Origin of the sequence: Pseudotabrizicola algicola (genome assembly GCF_010915705.1) — a bacterium.
GTDB classification, from domain to species: Bacteria; Pseudomonadota; Alphaproteobacteria; order Rhodobacterales; family Rhodobacteraceae; genus Pseudotabrizicola; species Pseudotabrizicola algicola.
In genome coordinates, this window is sequence record NZ_JAAIKE010000003.1 from 102,861 (window position 1) to 121,395 (window position 18,535).

13 protein-coding genes are annotated in these 18,535 nt (G+C 61.3%); 8 read left to right on the forward strand and 5 right to left on the reverse strand.

Annotation, left to right across the window (positions count from 1 at the left end; all coding sequences use genetic code 11):
- Positions 1-33 precede the first annotated feature (33 nt).
- The 4 genes from G3572_RS10250 to cysD form a co-directional block, all read right to left on the reverse strand.
- Complete coding sequence (locus G3572_RS10250) at positions 34-1,341, reverse strand: HlyD family type I secretion periplasmic adaptor subunit (protein ID WP_164611449.1); 1,308 nt, start codon at positions 1,339-1,341, stop codon at positions 34-36.
- Positions 1,338-3,086: a type I secretion system permease/ATPase gene (locus tag G3572_RS10255; protein ID WP_164611451.1), complete on the reverse strand. Its 1,749-nt coding sequence runs from the start codon at positions 3,084-3,086 to the stop codon at positions 1,338-1,340. Before G3572_RS10255 ends, G3572_RS10250 begins: the two co-directional genes overlap by 4 nt.
- Positions 3,087-3,251: 165 nt before the next feature.
- A complete protein-coding gene (cysN, locus tag G3572_RS10260; protein ID WP_164611453.1) occupies positions 3,252-5,165 on the reverse strand; it encodes a sulfate adenylyltransferase subunit CysN in 1,914 nt (637 codons plus the stop codon).
- Positions 5,165-6,094 carry a sulfate adenylyltransferase subunit CysD gene (cysD, locus tag G3572_RS10265; protein WP_164611455.1) on the reverse strand — a complete coding sequence of 310 codons (930 nt, stop codon included), beginning with the start codon at positions 6,092-6,094 and terminating at the stop codon, positions 5,165-5,167. Before cysD ends, cysN begins: the two co-directional genes overlap by 1 nt.
- A 334-nt stretch (positions 6,095-6,428) precedes the next feature.
- On the opposite strand from cysD, the gene G3572_RS10270 reads away from it, so the two are divergent.
- From G3572_RS10270 to G3572_RS22290, 3 genes are all read left to right on the forward strand, one after another.
- The gene (locus tag G3572_RS10270) at positions 6,429-7,553 is read left to right on the forward strand and encodes a rhamnan synthesis F family protein (RefSeq protein ID WP_164611457.1); all 1,125 of its coding nucleotides are present in this window, start codon (positions 6,429-6,431) and stop codon (positions 7,551-7,553) included.
- Positions 7,554-7,562: 9 nt separating this feature from the next.
- On the forward strand, positions 7,563-8,618 hold the full coding sequence (locus tag G3572_RS10275; RefSeq protein ID WP_164611459.1) for a sulfotransferase domain-containing protein: 1,056 nt from the start codon (positions 7,563-7,565) through the stop codon (positions 8,616-8,618).
- A gap of 247 nt (positions 8,619-8,865) precedes the next feature.
- The gene (locus tag G3572_RS22290; RefSeq protein ID WP_164611461.1) at positions 8,866-11,580 is read left to right on the forward strand and encodes a hypothetical protein; all 2,715 of its coding nucleotides are present in this window, start codon (positions 8,866-8,868) and stop codon (positions 11,578-11,580) included.
- A 46-nt stretch (positions 11,581-11,626) separates the two neighbouring features.
- Here the strand turns inward: G3572_RS22290 and G3572_RS10285 are convergent, their stop codons facing one another.
- Positions 11,627-12,601, reverse strand: coding sequence for an NAD(P)H-dependent glycerol-3-phosphate dehydrogenase (locus G3572_RS10285; protein ID WP_164611463.1), 975 nt, complete (start codon positions 12,599-12,601; stop codon positions 11,627-11,629).
- 196 nt (positions 12,602-12,797) lie between these two features.
- Between G3572_RS10285 and G3572_RS10290 the strand changes: the two genes are divergently transcribed.
- The 5 genes from G3572_RS10290 (at position 12,798) to wecC (ending at position 18,490) form a co-directional block, all read left to right on the forward strand.
- The gene (locus G3572_RS10290; RefSeq protein WP_164611465.1) at positions 12,798-12,947 is read left to right on the forward strand and encodes a hypothetical protein; all 150 of its coding nucleotides are present in this window, start codon (positions 12,798-12,800) and stop codon (positions 12,945-12,947) included.
- Between the two features lie 53 nt (positions 12,948-13,000).
- On the forward strand, positions 13,001-14,491 hold the full coding sequence (locus G3572_RS10295) for a glycosyltransferase family 2 protein (RefSeq protein ID WP_164611467.1): 1,491 nt from the start codon (positions 13,001-13,003) through the stop codon (positions 14,489-14,491).
- On the forward strand, positions 14,488-15,972 hold the full coding sequence (locus G3572_RS10300; RefSeq protein ID WP_164611469.1) for a glycosyltransferase family 4 protein: 1,485 nt from the start codon (positions 14,488-14,490) through the stop codon (positions 15,970-15,972). Before G3572_RS10295 ends, G3572_RS10300 begins: the two co-directional genes overlap by 4 nt.
- Positions 15,973-16,084: 112 nt before the next feature.
- A complete protein-coding gene (wecB, locus tag G3572_RS10305; protein ID WP_164611471.1) occupies positions 16,085-17,212 on the forward strand; it encodes a non-hydrolyzing UDP-N-acetylglucosamine 2-epimerase in 1,128 nt (375 codons plus the stop codon).
- 18 nt (positions 17,213-17,230) lie between these two features.
- Positions 17,231-18,490 carry a UDP-N-acetyl-D-mannosamine dehydrogenase gene (gene wecC, locus G3572_RS10310; RefSeq protein WP_164611473.1) on the forward strand — a complete coding sequence of 420 codons (1,260 nt, stop codon included), beginning with the start codon at positions 17,231-17,233 and terminating at the stop codon, positions 18,488-18,490.
- Positions 18,491-18,535: the final 45 nt, after the last annotated feature.

Genomic DNA, 18,535 nt, shown 5'->3' on the forward strand with positions numbered 1-18,535 from the left:
CCGGGCGAAGGTTGCCCATGCGAGTGCTTGCGGTCAGCTTTCGCGGAAGGCCCGGTTGAAGTAGTCCGTGAACGGCTGCACCAGATAGGCCAGCGGCGTGCGCGCGCCTGTCTGGATAAAGGCCTCGACAGGCATGCCGGGCAAAAGCGGATGACCCAGCCGCTCTGCCTCTTGTGCATCAAGGACGATTTCGGCGCTGTAATAGGTCGCCTGCGTGGCCTGATCGGTCAAGGCATCGGCTGAAACGAGTGCTACGGTTCCCGCCAGTTCCGGTGTCGTCCGGCTGGGAAAGGCAGGAAAGATCAGTTTGACGGGTTGTCCGATCCGGACCTCGTCGATGTTGAGCGGTGACACCCGCGCCGCGATGATAAGCGGACGGTCCTGCGGAATGATGAAGGCAACCGGATCGGCGGGGCGGATCACCGCGCGCGGGGTGGTGACCTGAAGCCCAAGCACCGTTCCGGCTGTGGGCGCGCGGATATCAAGCCGCGCCACCTGTTCAGCCAATGCCCGTTGGCGCTGGATCAATTGCAGTTCTAACGCGCCACTTTCGCGCAGCTGGCTATTGGCTTCTTCGCGCCGCTGCGCTGAAAGGCCCAGCATTTGCAGATCTATCTCGGTCCGCGCACCCTCTGCCTGTGCACGCGCCGCGATCAGTTCACCAACCTGCCCCGACAGCCGCGACTTTTCACGCTGCAAGGCAAGGACGCGCGCTGCCTGCGCCAGACCCCTATCGAGAAGGGACTGCTGATCGGCCAATTCCTGCGCGATCAGGTCAAGCTGTTCGGTCAGAGCTGCGGACTGGGCATCTATGCCTTCGATCTGCGCCGCCGTCTGTTCTTTGCGAAGCTTCAAGCGGTCCAGAGTGCGGGCAAGTGTCTCGATGCGGGCCATGAACAGGCGACGCTGGCCTTCAAGCTGTTCGGCGGTTTCCGGACTGCGCGCGGCGATTGCCAAAAGATCCGGCGGGATGGTCATCTCGGTCAGATCGTCACGTTCCGCTTCCAGACGGGCACGGCGGGCGCGCACCTCGGAAAGCTGTCCTTCGACGATGCTCAGTTCCGAGCGCACCAGTGTGCCATCGAGCCGCAACAGAACATCGCCTGTCGCGACGATACTGCCCTCTGCCACCAGGATCTCGGCCACCACCCCGCCATCAGGGTGTTGCACGATCTGTCGGCTCTGCTCCACCTCTACGCGGCCGGGCGCGATGATTGCGCCTGCGATATTGGTCGTAACCGACCACAGGCCAAAGCCGCCCACAAGGAGCAAAAGCGCCAGCCAGCCGAGCCAGAGCGGCCCGCGCGCGCGCAGGAAAGCGGGCATCGGCCGCTCTGTCATGATACACCTCCCGGTCCCATGGTGCGCACGATCTCTGTCGCGTTCTTGACGATACCGCGCAACACCTCGTCACGGGGGCCAAAAGCACGCCGCGCGCCGTCTTCCAGCATCAACAGCATGTCACATTCCTGAATCGCGGCGGGGCGATGCGCGATGACGACAACGCTGCCACCGTCGGCCTTGATCTTGCGGATTACGCTGTTGAGTGCGACTGAACCGTCATTGTCCAGATTGGAATTGGGCTCATCAAGAACCAGCAGCACGGGATCGGTATAGAGCGAGCGTGCCAGACCGACGCGCTGTATCTGGCCGCCTGAAAGATGCGTTCCGCCTTCAGACAGCCGCGTGTCATATCCTTTTGGCAAGCGAAGGATCATGTCATGCGCTGCCGAAGCACGCGCGGCCGCAACGACCTTGTCAGCGTCAGGCGCGAGGGAAAGACGGGCAATGTTCTCGGCCACTGTTGCGTCAAACAGCGAGACTGTTTGAGGCAGATAGCCAATATGCGCCCCGAGGACATCGGGATCGAACTGATCGAGTTCGGCTCCGTCCAGCCGGATATTGCCTGCGACGGGACGGATCGCGCCGACAATGGCACGGCCCAGCGTTGACTTTCCGGCTCCGGAGGGGCCGATGATGCCAAGCGCCTGCCCCGGCTCCAGCCGGAAGCTGACGTTTCGCAAAATGGGTTTCGCGCTTCCGGGCAGCATGACCGAGAGTCCCTCCACCTCGAGCAGCGCCTTGGGACGCGGTAGGGCGGTGCGCCTTGCTTCAGGAGGCTGGAGCGACAAAAGCTTTGACAGATTGTCCCTGCCTTCGCGCGCGCGCGCCAAAAGCCCCCATTGGCCGATTGCCTGTTCTATGGGTGCCAGTGCGCGGCCAAGGATGATCGACGCCGCGATCATCGCTCCGCCGGTCAATTCTCCCCGCAATACAAGCCATGCGCCAAGACCAAGGATTGCCGATTGCAAGAACAGGCGCAGGGTTTTGGTTGAACTGCTGAAACCACCCAAAAGAGAGGCGCTGTGAACCCCTGCTGCCAGAGCTTTGATACGTGCGCCTTCCCAGCGTTGGAAGGCGGCTCCCCGCATCCCGAGCGCACGCAAGACTTCGGCTTGGCTCTTCAGGCGGTCGGCGATCTGGTCTGCGGCGACACTGGCGGCGCTGCTGTGCAAGGAGGGGGTTTTGCTGACCTTGTGATTGATAAGCGTAAGCACCACCAGCACAGCGCCCCCTGTCAGCGCGAACCAGCCGAGGATCGGGTGAAAGACAAAGATCGCGGACAGAAAAAGCGGCGCCCAAGGCATATCCATCAGCGCGCCCGAAATCGGCGAGGCCCAGAACTGCTGCATGGATTGCAGGTCGCGTTGGGCCGAGTTGGCCAACGGATCACCGGGGGCCACGCTGGCGCGGCTCAGGGCAGCGGCGAAAACCCTCGCGTCAAGCCGCGCCTGCAGACGCGCGCCGACAAGGGCGAGAAGGCGCGCCCGCGCATGATCGAGCAGGCCCATGATCACGAAGAGGAAGATCACCAGCGCCGATAATGCGATCAGCGTCGCTTCTGACTGGCTGCCGAGCACCCGGTCGTAGATTTGCAACATGTAAATCGGGCCGGTGAGCATCAGCAGGTTGACGAAGATGCTGAACAGCGCAGCGGTAAGAAAAATGCCACGCGAGCCGCGCCCGACCTGGCGCAATTCCTCGCGTCCCGGTGCTGACTGTACCACCCCGAAGCCCGCTGTCATCGCTCTAACCCTTTCGGAAACCGATGCGGCGCTGCTTGGCCGCTGAACCTTGTAATGGGCGGCCTGTGTCAAGTGCCTAGGTCTTTTGTAGTCACGAAAGACCTAGGCCAGCAAGACGGTCGTCGGAGTGATTTGACAGGATGCGCCCCGCGCGGGGCACACCGCTCAGCGCGACAGTATGGCGTTCACGACCCGCTCGGCAGCTTCTTCGGCAGAGAGCGTCACTGTATCGACCACGATTTCCGCCGCTTCCGGCGGCTCGTAGGGGCTGTCGATGCCTGTGAAGTTCTTGAGCTGGCCTGCGCGTGCCTTACGATAGAGCCCTTTGACATCACGCCCTTCCGCAACCTCGAGCGGGGTGTTCACCCAGACCTCGATGAATTCGCCCTCGGCCATCAGTTCGCGGACCATGCGCCGCTCTGAGCGGAATGGTGAAATGAAGGCGGTCAGGACGATCAGTCCGGCATCCGTCATCAGGCGCGCCACCTCACCGACACGGCGGATGTTCTCGACACGGTCCGCATCGGTGAAGCCAAGGTCACGGTTCAGACCATGGCGCACGTTGTCGCCATCAAGAAGGAAGGTGTGGCGCCCGAGCGCATGCAACTTTTTCTCGACGATGTTCGCAATGGTCGATTTGCCCGAGCCTGACAGGCCGGTAAACCAGACAACCGCAGGTTTCTGTGCCTTTTGCGCGGCATGCGCTTCACGGCTGATGTCCACGGCCTGCCAGTGGATATTCTGGCTGCGACGCAGGGCAAAGTGGATCATTCCGGCCGCAACCGTCGCATTCGTCATTCGGTCAATAAGGATGAACCCGCCGAGGTCGGGGTTGGAGGCATATGCCTCGAACGGGATAGCGCGGTCGGTTGCTATATTTACCACCCCAATCGCATTCAGACCCAGTGTCTTGGATGCCAGATGTTCCAGTGTATTGACGTTCACCTCGTATTTCGGCTCGGTCACCGTTGCGGTCACGGTCTGGGTTCCGATCTTGAGCAGATATGGGCGACCGGGAAGCATTTCGTGCTCATCCATCCACACCAGAGTGGCTTCGAACTGGTCGGCCACCTCGCACGGGTTGTCCGCTGCGACGATTACATCACCACGCGAGCAATCAACCTCGTCGGCAAAGGTCAGGGTGACGGATTGCCCTGCCACCGCCAGTGGCAGATCGCCGTCGAAACTGACGATCGATTTGACGCGGGTGGTCTTGCCCGAAGGCAACACCCGGATGGCATCGCCGGGGCGCACTTCCCCTGTGCCGATCTGGCCTGCAAAGCCGCGGAAATCGAGGTTGGGCCGGTTGACCCATTGCACCGGCATGCGGAATGCATGGTCTTGCAGGCGGGTGGTGTTGATCGGCGCCTCTTCCAGATGCCGCAGAAGCGCTGGCCCCTGGTACCAAGGCATATCGGGGCTTTTTGTGGCGATATTGTCGCCCTTCAGTCCTGAAATCGGGATGGGCGTGAAGGCCGCCATCCCGATCTGCTTGGCGAAGCGGGCATAGTCCTCCACGATTTCGTCAAAGCGGGCCTGACTGTAACCGACGAGGTCCATTTTGTTGATGGCCAGCACGATGTTGCGAATACCCAGCAGGTTTACCAGATAGCTGTGCCGACGGGTCTGGGTCAGAACGCCCTGACGCGCGTCGATCAGCACGACCGCGAGATCGGCGGTCGAGGCGCCGGTTACCATGTTGCGGGTATACTGCTCGTGGCCGGGAGTGTCCGCGACGATGAACTTCCGCTTTTCGGTCGCGAAGAAACGGTAGGCCACATCGATTGTGATGCCCTGTTCGCGTTCGGCGGCCAGACCGTCGACCAATAGGGCGAAATCAATCTCGCCGCCTTGGGTGCCGACAGATTTGCTGTCCCTTTCCAGCGAAGCAAGTTGATCTTCGAAGATCATCTTGGTGTCATAGAGCAAGCGCCCGATCAGGGTGGACTTGCCATCATCGACCGACCCGCAGGTGATGAAGCGCAGCATGGTCTTGTGCTGATGCGCGGTCAGATAGGCATCGATGTCTTCGGCAATCAGGGCGTCGGTGACATAGGCGGGATCTGTTGCAACGGTCATCAGAAATACCCCTCCTGTTTTTTCTTCTCCATGCTTGCGGCCTGATCATGGTCGATCGCACGCCCTTGGCGTTCGGATGTGGTGGTAAGCAGCATTTCCTGAATCACTTGCGGCAAGGTGGTGGCGGTGCTTTCCACCGCCCCTGACAGCGGATAGCAGCCCAAAGTCCGGAAGCGGACGGACCGCATCACCGGAACTTCTCCCGGTTCAAGCCGGAAACGATCATCATCGACCATCAGTAAAAGATCGCCGCGGGTTACAGTTGGCCGAGGAGCGCTGAAATACAGCGGCACGATGTCGATGCCTTCGAGGTGGATGTATTGCCAGATGTCGAGTTCGGTCCAGTTGGAGATCGGGAAAACCCGGATCGATTCGCCCTTGGCCTTGCGGGTGTTGTACAGTTTCCACAACTCCGGACGCTGGTTCTTCGGGTCCCAACGATGATTTGCGGTGCGGAACGAGAACACACGCTCTTTGGCGCGGGATTTTTCTTCGTCGCGCCGCGCGCCGCCAAAGGCGACGTCAAAATTGTATTTGGTCAGTGCCTGTTTCAGACCTTCGGTCTTCCACATGTCTGTGTGCAGCCCGCCATGGTCAAAGGGGTTGATGCCGCGTGCCAGCGCTTCGGGGTTCTGATGCACGATCAGTTCCATGCCGGCCTCTCGGGCGGCCTTTTCCCGCATGTCGTACATGGCGCGGAATTTCCATGTGGTATCGACATGCAGGAGCGGAAACGGTGGCGGCGCCGGATAGAACGCCTTTTTCGCCAGATGCAGCATGACGGCGGAGTCCTTGCCCACCGAATACAGCATCACAGGATTATCGGCATTTGCGACGACTTCACGCAAGATGTGGATGCTCTCAGCCTCCAGTCGTTGCAGGTGAGTCAGGGAAACACCCTCGGCAGGGGGCGGGACAGGAGTGGTCATTGTGCGGTTCCGCTAGAAAATTGTTTCGTTTGAATTGCAGATTCTCGGGCGCTATCCAATGGATAAACCTCTGCGATAACTAAAATAAGGACCGTTTCCGCTGTTTTTCGGTGCCGATAGGCGCCTTTTCCACCGTTGCGTCAATCCTTTGATGATCCTTCCGCGCCTTCCCGTGCAGCTTTCTGTCCCTGCGCCAAAGGATGCGGCGCTTGTGGCTGGATGGTGGTGGGGTTGCGGGCTATATTGATGCCAAGCGGGGCAAAAGCAGACGGGGCCTTAGCGATGAAGCGGCGCGCCCCACTTGCGCTTGTCACAGGGTGAAATCAGTTCAAGCATGCTCCAGCGCTATCTTCGCTATGCCCGTCTGGGGTTTCGGATTTTGGTCATGACTGCGGCCGAAAGGCGCTACGTAAAGGCGATACGCCAGAGCGGGCTGTTTGATCGGGAGTGGTATCTGACGTGTAACCCCCGCCTGCCACGATTGTGCCGCATGCTGCCGGAACGTCATTATGTGCTGGTGGGAGAGGCCGTCGGAATGTGCCCGAGCAAGCAGTTCTCGCCGCGAGCCTACGCGCATCTCAATCCCGATCAGGCGCTTTCGGGTCTGCCGCCCTTGGCACATTATCTGGCCTTTGGACGGACAGAGGGGCGTGAGGTGCTGGACAGGCCCGCCGCAGGGAATGCCCCTGTCTTGCCCGTCCTGACAGGTGATGAGCGGCCAGATCCGCCCGCGAGATTTGCCGTGGTGCTGCATCTCTATTACCGCGAAATGTGGGATGAGTTTGCCGCAAGGCTGAAGCGTCAGCGCTTCGCGTTCGATCTCTTCGTCACCTTGAGCGAGGATCAGGCGCTCTCTGACGCCGGGGTTTGTGACCGTATTCTGGCAGAGTTTCCGAACGCTCGGGTGTGGACGCTGCCCAACCACGGGCGCGATATCCTGCCTTTCCTGCATCTCGTTCGCTCGGGGCTGTTTGCGCCTTATGCTGCGGTCTGCAAGTTGCATAGCAAGAAGTCTTTGCACCGCAACGACGGCGATGCATGGCGCGATGCGCTCGTTGACGGTGTCATGGGTGATCCTGCGGCAACGTTGGCCCGGCTGCAAAGGTTCGTGTGCGACCCGGACGCCGGATTATGGGTTGCGGACGGTCATCTTGCGCGTGGAGAACAATGGTGGGGGCCAAACCGCGAGCGCGGCGAAATCCTGCTGGCGCGAACAGAACAGCCGGTCGCGTCAGGGGTGCCGGAACTTGTATTTGCTGCAGGCTCCATCTATTGGCTCCGGCCTGCGGCGCTTGCTGCGATGGCCGATCTGCCTGTGTCGGCTGGCGATTTCGAGCCCGAGATGGGGCAGGTCGATGGAACGATGGCGCATGTGATGGAACGGGTCATTGGTATTGTAACGACCCAGTCTGACCTGCGGATCAGGGAAAGCTCTGATCTGGACGGGGCAGAGGTTTAAGGGGACGGAATGGCAAAGCTATTTCTGCACATAGGTGCGCATAAGACAGCGACAAGTTATCTTCAGGCCCTGTTTTTCCACAATCGCAAGATTCTGGCGGACGCAGGTTTGCATTACCCCAACATCGGCCCGAACAACGCCCACCACGCGCTTGCGGCTTCGTGGCTGACGATGCACGATTTGCCCTCCGGCTTTTTTGATACCTCGGGGCCTGATGGGTTCTGGGAAAGGACCATTCTCCAGCCCTATGCGCATCATCCCGGCACTGTGTTTCTGTCCGCCGAAAACTTTTCGCGCTTTCATCCGCAGCGCGTGAACATGGTGGCCTTGTCCCGTCGTCTGGCGGCATTTGACGAGGTGAAGGTGATCTATACCCTGCGCGCCCAGACCGACATGATATCTTCACTCTGGACGCAGGTGGCACGGACGCGCAGGGCACCCTCATTGCGTGCCTATATGGAACGGGTTTTTACCCGCAGTCTGGGCGGCGGCGTGCCGCTGGACCATCACGCCGTTTATCACCATCTTCTGAAAGGCTTTGGGCCAGAGCAGATCATCTTGCTCGATTATGACGATATCCGCCGTCGTCCGGGTGGCGTCGGGCAGGTTTTCCTCGACTTGCTTGGCACGGGGCTGTCTGTGACAGATCTGGCCACACCGCCTCCCGACGAGCACAATGTTTCGCCTGATCCCCTCGCGATGTGGCTTGCCTGCCAGATCAGCCGTGACAAACCGCCACCTGCGCAACTGATCGATCTTGTCACGGCGGCCTTGCATCCGCAGGGGCCGCGGCCAACGACACTGCTTAACAAGCGCGAACACGATCGCGTCCGCTCGAAGTTTCGCGACGGTAACGCGCGGCTTGTAGAAGCGGTGGGTCCGTTTCAGCCAGAGTTCCGTTTCGACCCGCCACCGGCCCCCGAGAATGTGCTTTATCGTGACCAGATCGCGCAACATGTCTGGCCAGATATTGCCGCCGCGCTCTGGACCGAGCGGGCGCCCGGACAAATCCGGGGGATATTGGGCCGCGTACTGAACCGATTGCTGGATCAGGGCCGTAGCTAGCGGGCCGTCATCAAGGGCGGCCTGCTCGCCCTGCATTTTAGAATTCAGGCTTTTAGGAATTGTCCGCGATTAAGTTCGCTTTGAGCCGCCTTTTGTCCGCTCCAAACCCCGACAGTCGCCTCGGCATGGGGATGCGTTGGGGTGACTGGGCATGGCTTTCTTGGTGCCACTGCAGACAATTTGGGCTGCAAGCGTTGCGGCAATCGGAGAATCTGCACGTTTTGTCCTGAACTGGCGCGATGCGGGCATGACGGAGCCGGAGCTTTCGATTCACAACAGCGCCCGCAGCCAGACCGCCCGGATCGCCCTGAGCACCGCCCCTATTGAGGTTGCAGAAGTTGTAACCGAGGTGGTTCATTCGCGCCGTAATCGCACATCCATAGAGCTTGACGGTGTCGAGCGGCGGATCGACCTCACCTCCGTGCTGGGGCTTGATCCGTCGAAGGCGGGCCCGCTGACCAATGCGGGCCTGCGGGGTAGCAGCGACCTGTGGATGGATGGCAGCGGGTTCTCGGGCAACATGCTGACGGCCCATCACAGCGGCGATTTTCTGTTCCTTTCGGCAAGGCACGGATCGGGGATTGCCAGCTATCAGGCCGCGCCGAACGGCACGCTGACCCGCGTTGCGATCACGCCCGATACGTCCATGCTGGCGCTCGAGGGCATTTCGGCGATGACGAGCCTGCGCGCAGGAGATGGGGCCTATCTGATTGCGGCGTCGCAGTCCATGAACACGGTCACGGTGTTACGGATCGGGCAGAATGGCGGTTTGACCCCTGTCTCGCAGATCAGTGCGGGCGGCGAACACCTTCCTGTTTCCGTGCCGACGCAAATCGGTGCCGTCACCCTGAACGGCCAGCACTTTGTGGTTCTGGGGTCTTTTGGCACCGGCTCTGTAACCGTTTTGCGTATGGCGTCCGATGGCGCACTGACCCTCGTCGACCATATCCTTGACGGGCGCGACACCCGTTTCGGCGGGCTTGCCGCCATGGATATGATGATGCTGGGCGAGCAAGTTTTCATCGCGGTGGCGGGTGGGGATGGCGGGGTGACGCTTTTGCGGCTGCTGCCGTCGGGGCGGTTGATCGTGTGGGACACGCTCGTCGATAGTACCGGGACCGCGCTTCAGAACATCCAGGATCTGCGCTTTGTTGTGGTGGGCGGGCGAATTGAATTGTTTGCGCTTGCTTCAGGTGATCAGGGTGTAACGCGGATCGTGCTGAATCCGGCGATGATCAGCAGCGGGCAGGCCGGTATCACGGGTGTCGCTACGAATGGCACCGCGATGGATGATATCCTGACCGCGCCTGCGGGCGGGGCATGGGTGCGTGGCGGCGCAGGAAATGACATTCTGATCAGCGGACAGGGACGCGATACCCTCGAGGGTGGAGAGGGCGCGGACTATTACATCCTTTCGCCGGACAATGCTGGGCGAGATACCGTTCAGGGTTTCGATCCGGCAGCGGATCGCATCGATCTGTCAGAGTTTTCGGACCTGCGCAGCCCTGATGGACTTGTGATTGCGCCGACGGCAACCGGAGCGCTGATCCGAATAGGCACGTCCGAGATCACGCTGGTTTCGGGGCGCCGGCTGACAGTTGACGAGGTCACTGCCGCGCTTGTTTTCGCAACGGATCGCCCCTTTGCCGCCGCGTCTTCGCCTCCGGCAAGCAATCCTCCGCCGGGCGCGCCTGGGTCCGGGGTCTATTTCTACGCCCCTGGAGCCCAGGTGTATCAGGGCGTAAGCGGCGCTGATCGGCTGAGCTATGCGGACGCACCTGCTGGAATTGTCCTCGATCTTGAAACACAGGGCCGCAACGCCGGCGCGGCTGCGGGCCATGTCTTGCTCTCTATCGAGGTGATCGAGGGCAGCATCTTTGGCGACCGCATCTCCGGTGACGCGGGTGCCAACACCCTGTCTGGCGGGCGGGGCAACGACAGCTTGGATGGGCGGGACGGAAATGACTGGATCTCGCCCGGACCCGGCAACGATACCGTTGACGGAGGTGCGGGGATTGACATGGTCAGTTTTTCCGACGCACCGCGCGGAGGCACGTTCAACCTTGGCGCTGGAACGGCCTTGATCGGGGCTGACATGAACCTTCTGCGCAACATCGAGAATATCACTGGAACAGGCTTTGGTGATCTGATTACCGGTGATCACGGTGCCAATCTCATTCGCGCTCTGGGTGGCGATGACTGGATTACCGCCACGGCAGGAAGCGATACAATCGACGGTGGCAGCGGGCGGGACATGATTTCATATGTTAACAGCCCGGACGAGGTGACGGTGAACCTCGAAACCGGGCGTGGAGAGCGCGGCTTTGCGCAGGGTGATGTCTACATCAGCATTGAACGGGTCACTGGCTCTGTCTTTCCCGATTTGTTCTTCGGCAGTTCGGGAGATGACGAGTTTCGCGGCTTGGGTGGCTATGATTGGTTTGTCGGGTCCGCAGGGCGTGATCGCTATGATGGTGGCAACGGACGCGACACCGTGGCCTATAGCCTTGCGCCCACGGGCGTTGAGGCGTCGCTTTTGCTGGGAGTTGGCAGTGCGGGGCAAGCGGCGGGGGATGTCTTTGTGTTTATCGAAAGTTTGACAGGCTCCAGCCATTCGGACCGCTTGATCGGAGACGATCTTGTGAACGTTCTGCGCGGGCTGGGCGGAGATGATTTCATCTTCGGCCATGACGGAAATGACACGATTGACGGGGGTGGCGGCAATGACCAGATTTTTGGCGGAGCGGGCAATGACCGGCTGACCGGAGGCAGCGGCAATGACACGATAGATGGCGGTCTCGGCTGGGATTATGTCTTTTATTCAGGGCGACGGTCCGACTACACCATCATCGGTGACAGCACCCGCGCGACGGTGTTGCATAAATCGGGCGGTATTGACGGCGCAGACCTTTTGTTCACCGTCGAAGTGCTGGAATTCAGCGATGGAAGGTTCTTTCTATAGTCATCCTCCCGCGCGGCGAAAGAACGGAACACTTTGAAAAAGGCTGTCAGTCTGGCGCGTCTTCACGGTGCAAAGGGCGTGACATAAGCGCGTCGATGGCTTCCGCGAGTGTCACCTGGTGTTTGAGCAGGGCCGACACCATGCGTGTCACCGGAAGGTCATCGCCGCTGGAGGCTTCGGCGACGGCATGCGCGGTCATCACGCCTTCCACGGTCATGGCGGGGTCGATCGGTTGCTCCGCGCCAACAGCCAGACCGTGCCTTAGATTGCGTGACTGGGTCGAGGTGCAGGTGAGCACCAGATCGCCAAAACCGGAAAGGCCAAACAGGGTTTCGCGCTTTGCGCCGCGGGCCGCCACAAGCCGCCCCATTTCGGCAAACCCCCGCGTCATCAGCGCGGCGCGGGCGCTTTCGCCAAGGCCTGCCCCGATGGCGATGCCTGCCGCAATGGCGATCACGTTCTTCAAGGCGCCGCCAAGTTGCGCCCCAACGACATCATTTGTCAGATACAACCGCAATCGTGGTGTCGACAAAAGTGCCTGCAGCCCTTCGGCCTCGGGGTCATTGGTGGCGAGGGTCAGGGCGGTGGGCTTGCCAGCCGCAATATCGGCGGCAAAGCTGGGGCCAGTCAGAACCGCTGTCCGCGCGCCGGGCAGCACGGCCTCGACCACTTCAGTGGCCGAATGTCCGGTGCCGCGTTCCATCCCCTTGCAGCAGACGACAAGCATACGATCGTGCAATCTGGACGCGTGGCTTTCCAGAACGCTTCGCAGCGACTGGGTCGGAACGGCCAGCAAGACCACAGCCTTGTTCTGGATTTGGTCTATGTCGTCGCTGACCTTCAGACAATCTGGAAAGGGCATACCCGGCAGATGGCGCGTGTTTTCGCGCAGGGCCATCATCTGGGCCATCGTGTCCCCGCTGCGCCCCCAAAGGGTGGTATCACGCCCGTTCTGCGCCATGACCATCGCCAGCGCAGTGCCAAAGGCCCCCGCGCCCATCACTGCAACAGGGCAGCTCATCTGGCGAAGGTCCCGCGCCGGATTTGGCGGGATGCGGCAACGGGAAAGTTTGCCCGAAGGTCCGAGGCTGTTAAGGCTGACCCTGCCAGATGCCTATCCATTTCGACAAATCCCTGTATCTGGGTCAGATGCATCGGCTCAGGCCTGCGCAGGCGACCCGAGTCAGCGCGGCGCCATTTATGGCACCGTATTACCCATGCACCGCCGCGCCTTCAAGGCAAGGCAGGGCAAGGTGATTGTCGATGTGGGTCTCGAGTTCCGTCTGCGCGGCATTCTGCAACCCGCGCTTGATCCTGCGGGGCCAGACCGCCTAGTATCGGGCGATGAACCGGGCGCAGAGAGTTAGGGGCTTTCTTGACCTTTGCCCATTCCCCTTGCCGGATGATGGAAAGCCAAAGGATGATGCGGCTGCAAGCCACTGCCCTGCTGCGCGCCCTCCGCCCGGTCATGCCAAGACGCTGGCGTTTGCCGACCGGGTTTGATCCGGACGGATATCTGCGCCAGAACCCCGATGTCGCAAAAGGCGGTGTCGATCCGGCTTTGCATTTTCTGCGCCACGGTCGCATCGAGGGGCGTTTGCCAAGAGATTTGCAGGCGGCAAAAGCCGAAGCCGCCATCTGGGCCGGAGAGGACGCACGATCCGTCCTGGAATCTCTTCTTAAGTGCGGTGCAGTGCCGGAGGCGCTTTGGGCAGGGCTGGCGCTGGCACGACTTGCCGCCGTGGCGGGGGACTGGTCTTCGGCCGCGCGCCTTTTGTCACCGCCCGATGCCTTTCTTGACGGGCTGGGATTGCCTGATCCGGTGCTTTTGCGGGCAGAAATGGTGCTGCGCCTTGGCGACCTTGCGACGGCGTCAACGGCTCTGGACATCGTGCAGGCACGCTTCGGACCTGCGAGCGGATGGCGTCTTCTGAAATCTGCGCTGGCGCTGGCTCATGGCGACGATGCGGGCTGGTCTGCAAGCTTGGCTGCGCTTTATGACCGCCACGGGCTTGATGTGCCACGTTTGTCGCCACACACGACGGCTGACCGGGATCCGGTGCAAGTGCCCGCCTTTGATAGGTTGTCTGCGCGCGCCTCTGCCGTTGTCAATGAAGCAGAGCGCGCGCCTCTGGTCACTGTCGTGATGCCCGCACGCAATGCTGCCGCCACGATTGACACGGCTCTGGCGTCTTTGGTTGCGCAGAGTTGGCGCCGCCTTGAGGTTCTGGTGGTCGAGAATGGCTCTGACGACGATACCGCCGCGCGGGTGGCGCGATGGTCGCAGCGCGATGCAAGGGTGCGCTTGGTGGCGGGAAGGCGTGGTGCAGGGGCCTATGCGGCGCGCAACCTCGGGCTGGAACATGCGGCAGGCGAGATTATCGCCCTGCAAGATGCCGACGATTGGTCACATCCTGACCGACTGGCGCGCCAGATGCAGGCACTTATGGCGGGATCGCATCTTGCCGCCTGCCTGTCGCACTGGGTTCGGGTCACGCCCGATCTTTGTCCCAGTTTGTGGCGACCGGATGTGCGGCCAGTGCATGTGAACCTATCCTCAATCATGCTGCGCCGTGAAGTGATCGACCGAATTGGCCCGTGGGATCAGGTGCGTGCAGGGGCCGATACCGAGTTTGTCGCGAGGTTGCGCCATGTCTGCGGTGGGTCGGGCGTTCACCTGCTGATGCCCGATGTGCCGCTTGCCTTTGGGCGAATTGGGGCCGCGTCCTTAACGCAAGCGTCCGAGACCGGTTTGACTGGTCCCGGCGCGGCGGCGCGGGCTGCCTATATTGCGGCGGCAGCCCAGTGGCATCGCAGCGCCGAGACACCGCGCTTACCCGAGCCGGGAATGCCCCGCGCCTTTCCCGTGCCCGATCTGCTGCGCATTGATGTGCTGGAAGGGCAAGAATGACCAAGGCATCGGTAATGGTGCGCGTGGCACGAAGGTTGCGCGCGCTTCGGAACTTGCCGCGCTTGCGGCGGACGCCATTATTCGACGCAGGTTGGTATCTGGAAACCTACGATGATCTTGCGGGGTTGGTGGCGCACGCGGATGTGCGTAATCAAGCCAAACGCACGGCGCGCGCTGCCGCGATGCACTACCTTGTTCACGGGGCCGACGAAGGGCGCGACCCGTCTGCGGGCTTTTCTACCAGCGGCTACCGCCTTCAAGGGTGGGATGAGACGGGCAATCCCCTGCTGCATCATCTTGAAAACCCCGGGGCTTACGCGCCACTTCCGGTCTTTGACGGAACTCGGCCCGATGTTTGCGTCGACGCTCCGGTGGTGCTGTTCTGCGCGCATCAGGCGCTTGGCCAGCAGTTCGGGGCTGAACGCAGTTTCCTGACCATGCTAGAGCGCGCGGGAAAGGCGGGGTTGGCAGTGGAGGTGGTGCTGCCACATTGTCATGACGCTGCCTATCTTGCGGCCTGCCGCGATCGCGCGCGGGCGGTGCGGCTGATTCCCTACGGTTGGCGCCGGCGCGGGAAGGTGCCGCATCCGACGACTGTTGCCGCGCTGAAGGCCGCAATCCACGACAGCGGGGCCTGCGAAGTGCATGTGAACACTTTGGCCTGCGACGCGCCGCTGGCTGCTGCGCGGGCGGTTGGTGTGCCAGGGGTGGTTTATCTGCGCGAACTTCCTCAGGAAGACGCCGAACTGTGCGCGCGTCTGGGCTTTGACCCCGACCTTCTTAGAACGACCTTGTTGGAAGAGTCTGACCGGTTCGTCGCAAATTCGGCTGCGACCGCGCATTGGATAGATCCGGGCAAGCAGTTGGAACCGGGGCGTCTTGTAACCTTGCCCAACAGAGTTGATGAGGCGCTCTTTGACCTGCCGTTTGCTCCGCAAAAGCCACTGCGGGTTGCGCTGATAAGCTCCAATATCGCCAAAAAGGGGATTGCAGACGCGTGCAGGGTGGCGCGAACCGCGCTTCGGCTCGGGCTTGACGTCGAGGTGCTGCTGATCGGCCCTGCTTCCGCCGATTTGGCTGCGCTGGGGCCATTGCCGCGAAACATGCGCCATGCCGGTTATGCGGAAGGTCCACTGCAGGCGCTGGCGCTTGCGGATGTGGTGCTGTCGTTGTCGCATTTCGCCGAGAGTTTCGGGCGAACGGTGCTGGAAGCTATGGCAGCGGGCCGCCCCGTGGTCAGCTATGACCGTGGCACCCCGCCCGTCTTGATCGCTGGTCGAGGCAATGACGCGCTGCCCGCCGCTGGCCATGTCGTGCCAGCCGGGGATGTGGACGCGGTGGTGCAAGCCTTAGAACATTTACTGGCAACGCCCGAGGCGATGTCAGCAGCCTCTGCCGGTGGACGGGCACGGGCGCGCGCCATTCAAGACGAGGCCGCAGCGCTGGAGGATGCGCAGCTTTATGCCAATGCCTATCGTTGAAGGCCCGATCATCGCCTTGGGGCTGTGCGATGGGGGCGGCATCGGTTGCAATTCCATGACCAGACGGTATTGAGGAGGCGGGTCTTGCGATTTGACAACAGGGCGTGATGTTTTGAAGATTCTTATTGTGTTCGGCACCCGCCCCGAAGCCATCAAGATGGCCCCCGTCGTGAAGGCGCTTCAGGCAACGGCGGGCATCACGGCCCATGTTTGCGTGACAGGTCAGCATCGGCAGATGCTTGATCAGGTGTTGGGACTGTTCGGAATTGCCCCCGATGTCGATCTCGATATCATGAAGCCGGGCCAAGACCTGACCGACATAACCGCCACCATCCTGACCCGTCTGCGGGATGTGTTGGCAGCCGGCAGCTATGACCGCCTCTTGGTTCACGGTGATACGACCACGACGATGGCTGCGGCGCTGGCCGCCTTTTATGCCCGAGTGCCTGTCGGTCATGTCGAGGCGGGTCTCCGCACGGGCAATGTGTTCGCGCCTTGGCCCGAAGAGATGAACCGCCGCATCGTGGGGCGGATCGCCGATCTGCATTTCGCTCCGACAGAAACCGCACGCTCGGCATTGTTGGCCGAAAACGTGGCCCCCGATAGCATTCATGTGACCGGCAATACGGTGATTGATGCCTTGCAGGATGTGGCTTCCCGATTGCGGTCAGATTCTGCCTTGGCTGCAGAAATTGCGGCGGGTTTCCCGTTTCTGGATACGCGCCGGATGATTCTGGTCACGGGCCATCGGCGCGAGAACTTTGGCGAGGGGTTTGAGCAGATTTGCATCGCGCTCAAGAAAATTGCCGCTGCGCGCGATGTTCAGGTGGTCTATCCCGTCCACCTGAACCCGAATGTCCAAGAGCCTGTAAAGCGGATTTTGGGTGATGCACCCTCGGTCTATCTGATCGGGCCACAGGATTACCTGCCCTTTGTCTGGCTGATGGGGCGCGCGCATCTGATCATCACCGATTCCGGGGGTGTGCAGGAAGAAGCGCCTGCCCTTGGCAAGCCGGTGCTTGTCATGCGCGAGACAACCGAACGCCCCGAGGCAGTGACGGCAGGCACCGTTCGGCTTGTGGGCACGGACGCCGCGCGGATAGAAGCCGAGGCGCTGCGTCTGCTGGATGAGCCACTGGCCCATGCCGAGATGGCGAGGGCCATGAACCCCTATGGTGATGGACTTGCGGCGGCCCGTATTGCCGCCGTTTTGCGCGGCACGCCCGCGCCGCAGTCCTGACAGCGAGGATTTTTACAGATGTTCAAGACGATTTCGATGGTGGGCCTTGGTTACATCGGTCTGCCGACGGCGGCTGTTTTCGCCTCGCGCGGCGTAAACGTGATCGGTGTCGATGTTTCGCCCGCCGTCGTCGAGACGATCAACGCAGGGCAGATCCATATCGTGGAGCCGGAGCTTGCGGGCATTGTTCACATGGCTGTCAGCGCAGGCAGATTGCGCGCGACACTGACGCCGGAACCGGCGCAAGCGTTTATCGTGGCGGTGCCGACGCCATTCTCGGAAGGTTATCAGCCGGACCTGAGTTATATTCGATCGGCCTGCGAGAAGATCGCGCCAGTGCTCGAGCGGGGTAATCTGGTGATCCTTGAAAGCACATCGCCGGTGGGGGCGACCGAGCAGATGGCGGATTGGCTGGCAGAATTGCGTCCCGATCTCACCTTTCCACAAACGGCAGCAGAGGCCGCGGATGTCCAGATTGCCCATTGTCCGGAACGGGTGCTGCCCGGTCAGGTGGTGCGCGAGCTGGTGGAAAATGATCGGATCATCGGCGGTATGACGCGGCGCGCATCGGAGATGGCAGTCAGCCTTTACAAGATGGTGGTGCGGGGCGAATGCATCATCACCGATGCCCGCACCGCCGAGATGTGCAAGTTGACCGAAAACGCATCGCGCGACGGGCAGATCGCCTTTGCAAACGAGTTGTCGATGATTTGCGACAGACTTGGCATAGATGTGTGGGAACTCATCCAGCTGGCAAACCGGCACCCGCGCGTGAACATCCTGCAACCGGGTGCTGGCGTTGGCGGGCATTGCATCGCTGTGGACCCCTGGTTCATCGTGGCCTCTGCCCCCGAAGAGGCGCGGTTGATCCGCGCCGCGCGCGAACGCAATGACAGCAAGCCCGACTGGGTGCTTGAAAAGGGAAAGGCAGCACTTTTTGACGCATTGGCCGCCAACCCTTCGCGCAGCCTGTCTGATATGACAGTGGCCTGCCTTGGGCTCGCCTTCAAACCCAACATCGATGATCTGCGCGAAAGTCCCGCGCTGGAGATCACCCGCGCCTTCGGGGCGCTGGGCTGCAAGGTTCTTGCGGTAGAGCCGCATATCGATGCCTTGCCCAAATCTTTCGACGGGCTGCCAGTGCAGTTGGTCGATCTGGATGCCGCATTGAGCGCGGCCGACGTTGTCTGCGTGCTTGTTCGGCATGATGCATTTGCCGGGCTTCGGGCATCACTGCCTGCGGCGTCGCGGCTGATCGACGTGGTGGGGCTGAAATGACATGCGCCAGGCAAGTTTGGTCCGATTCCGCCGGACTGCCGGACC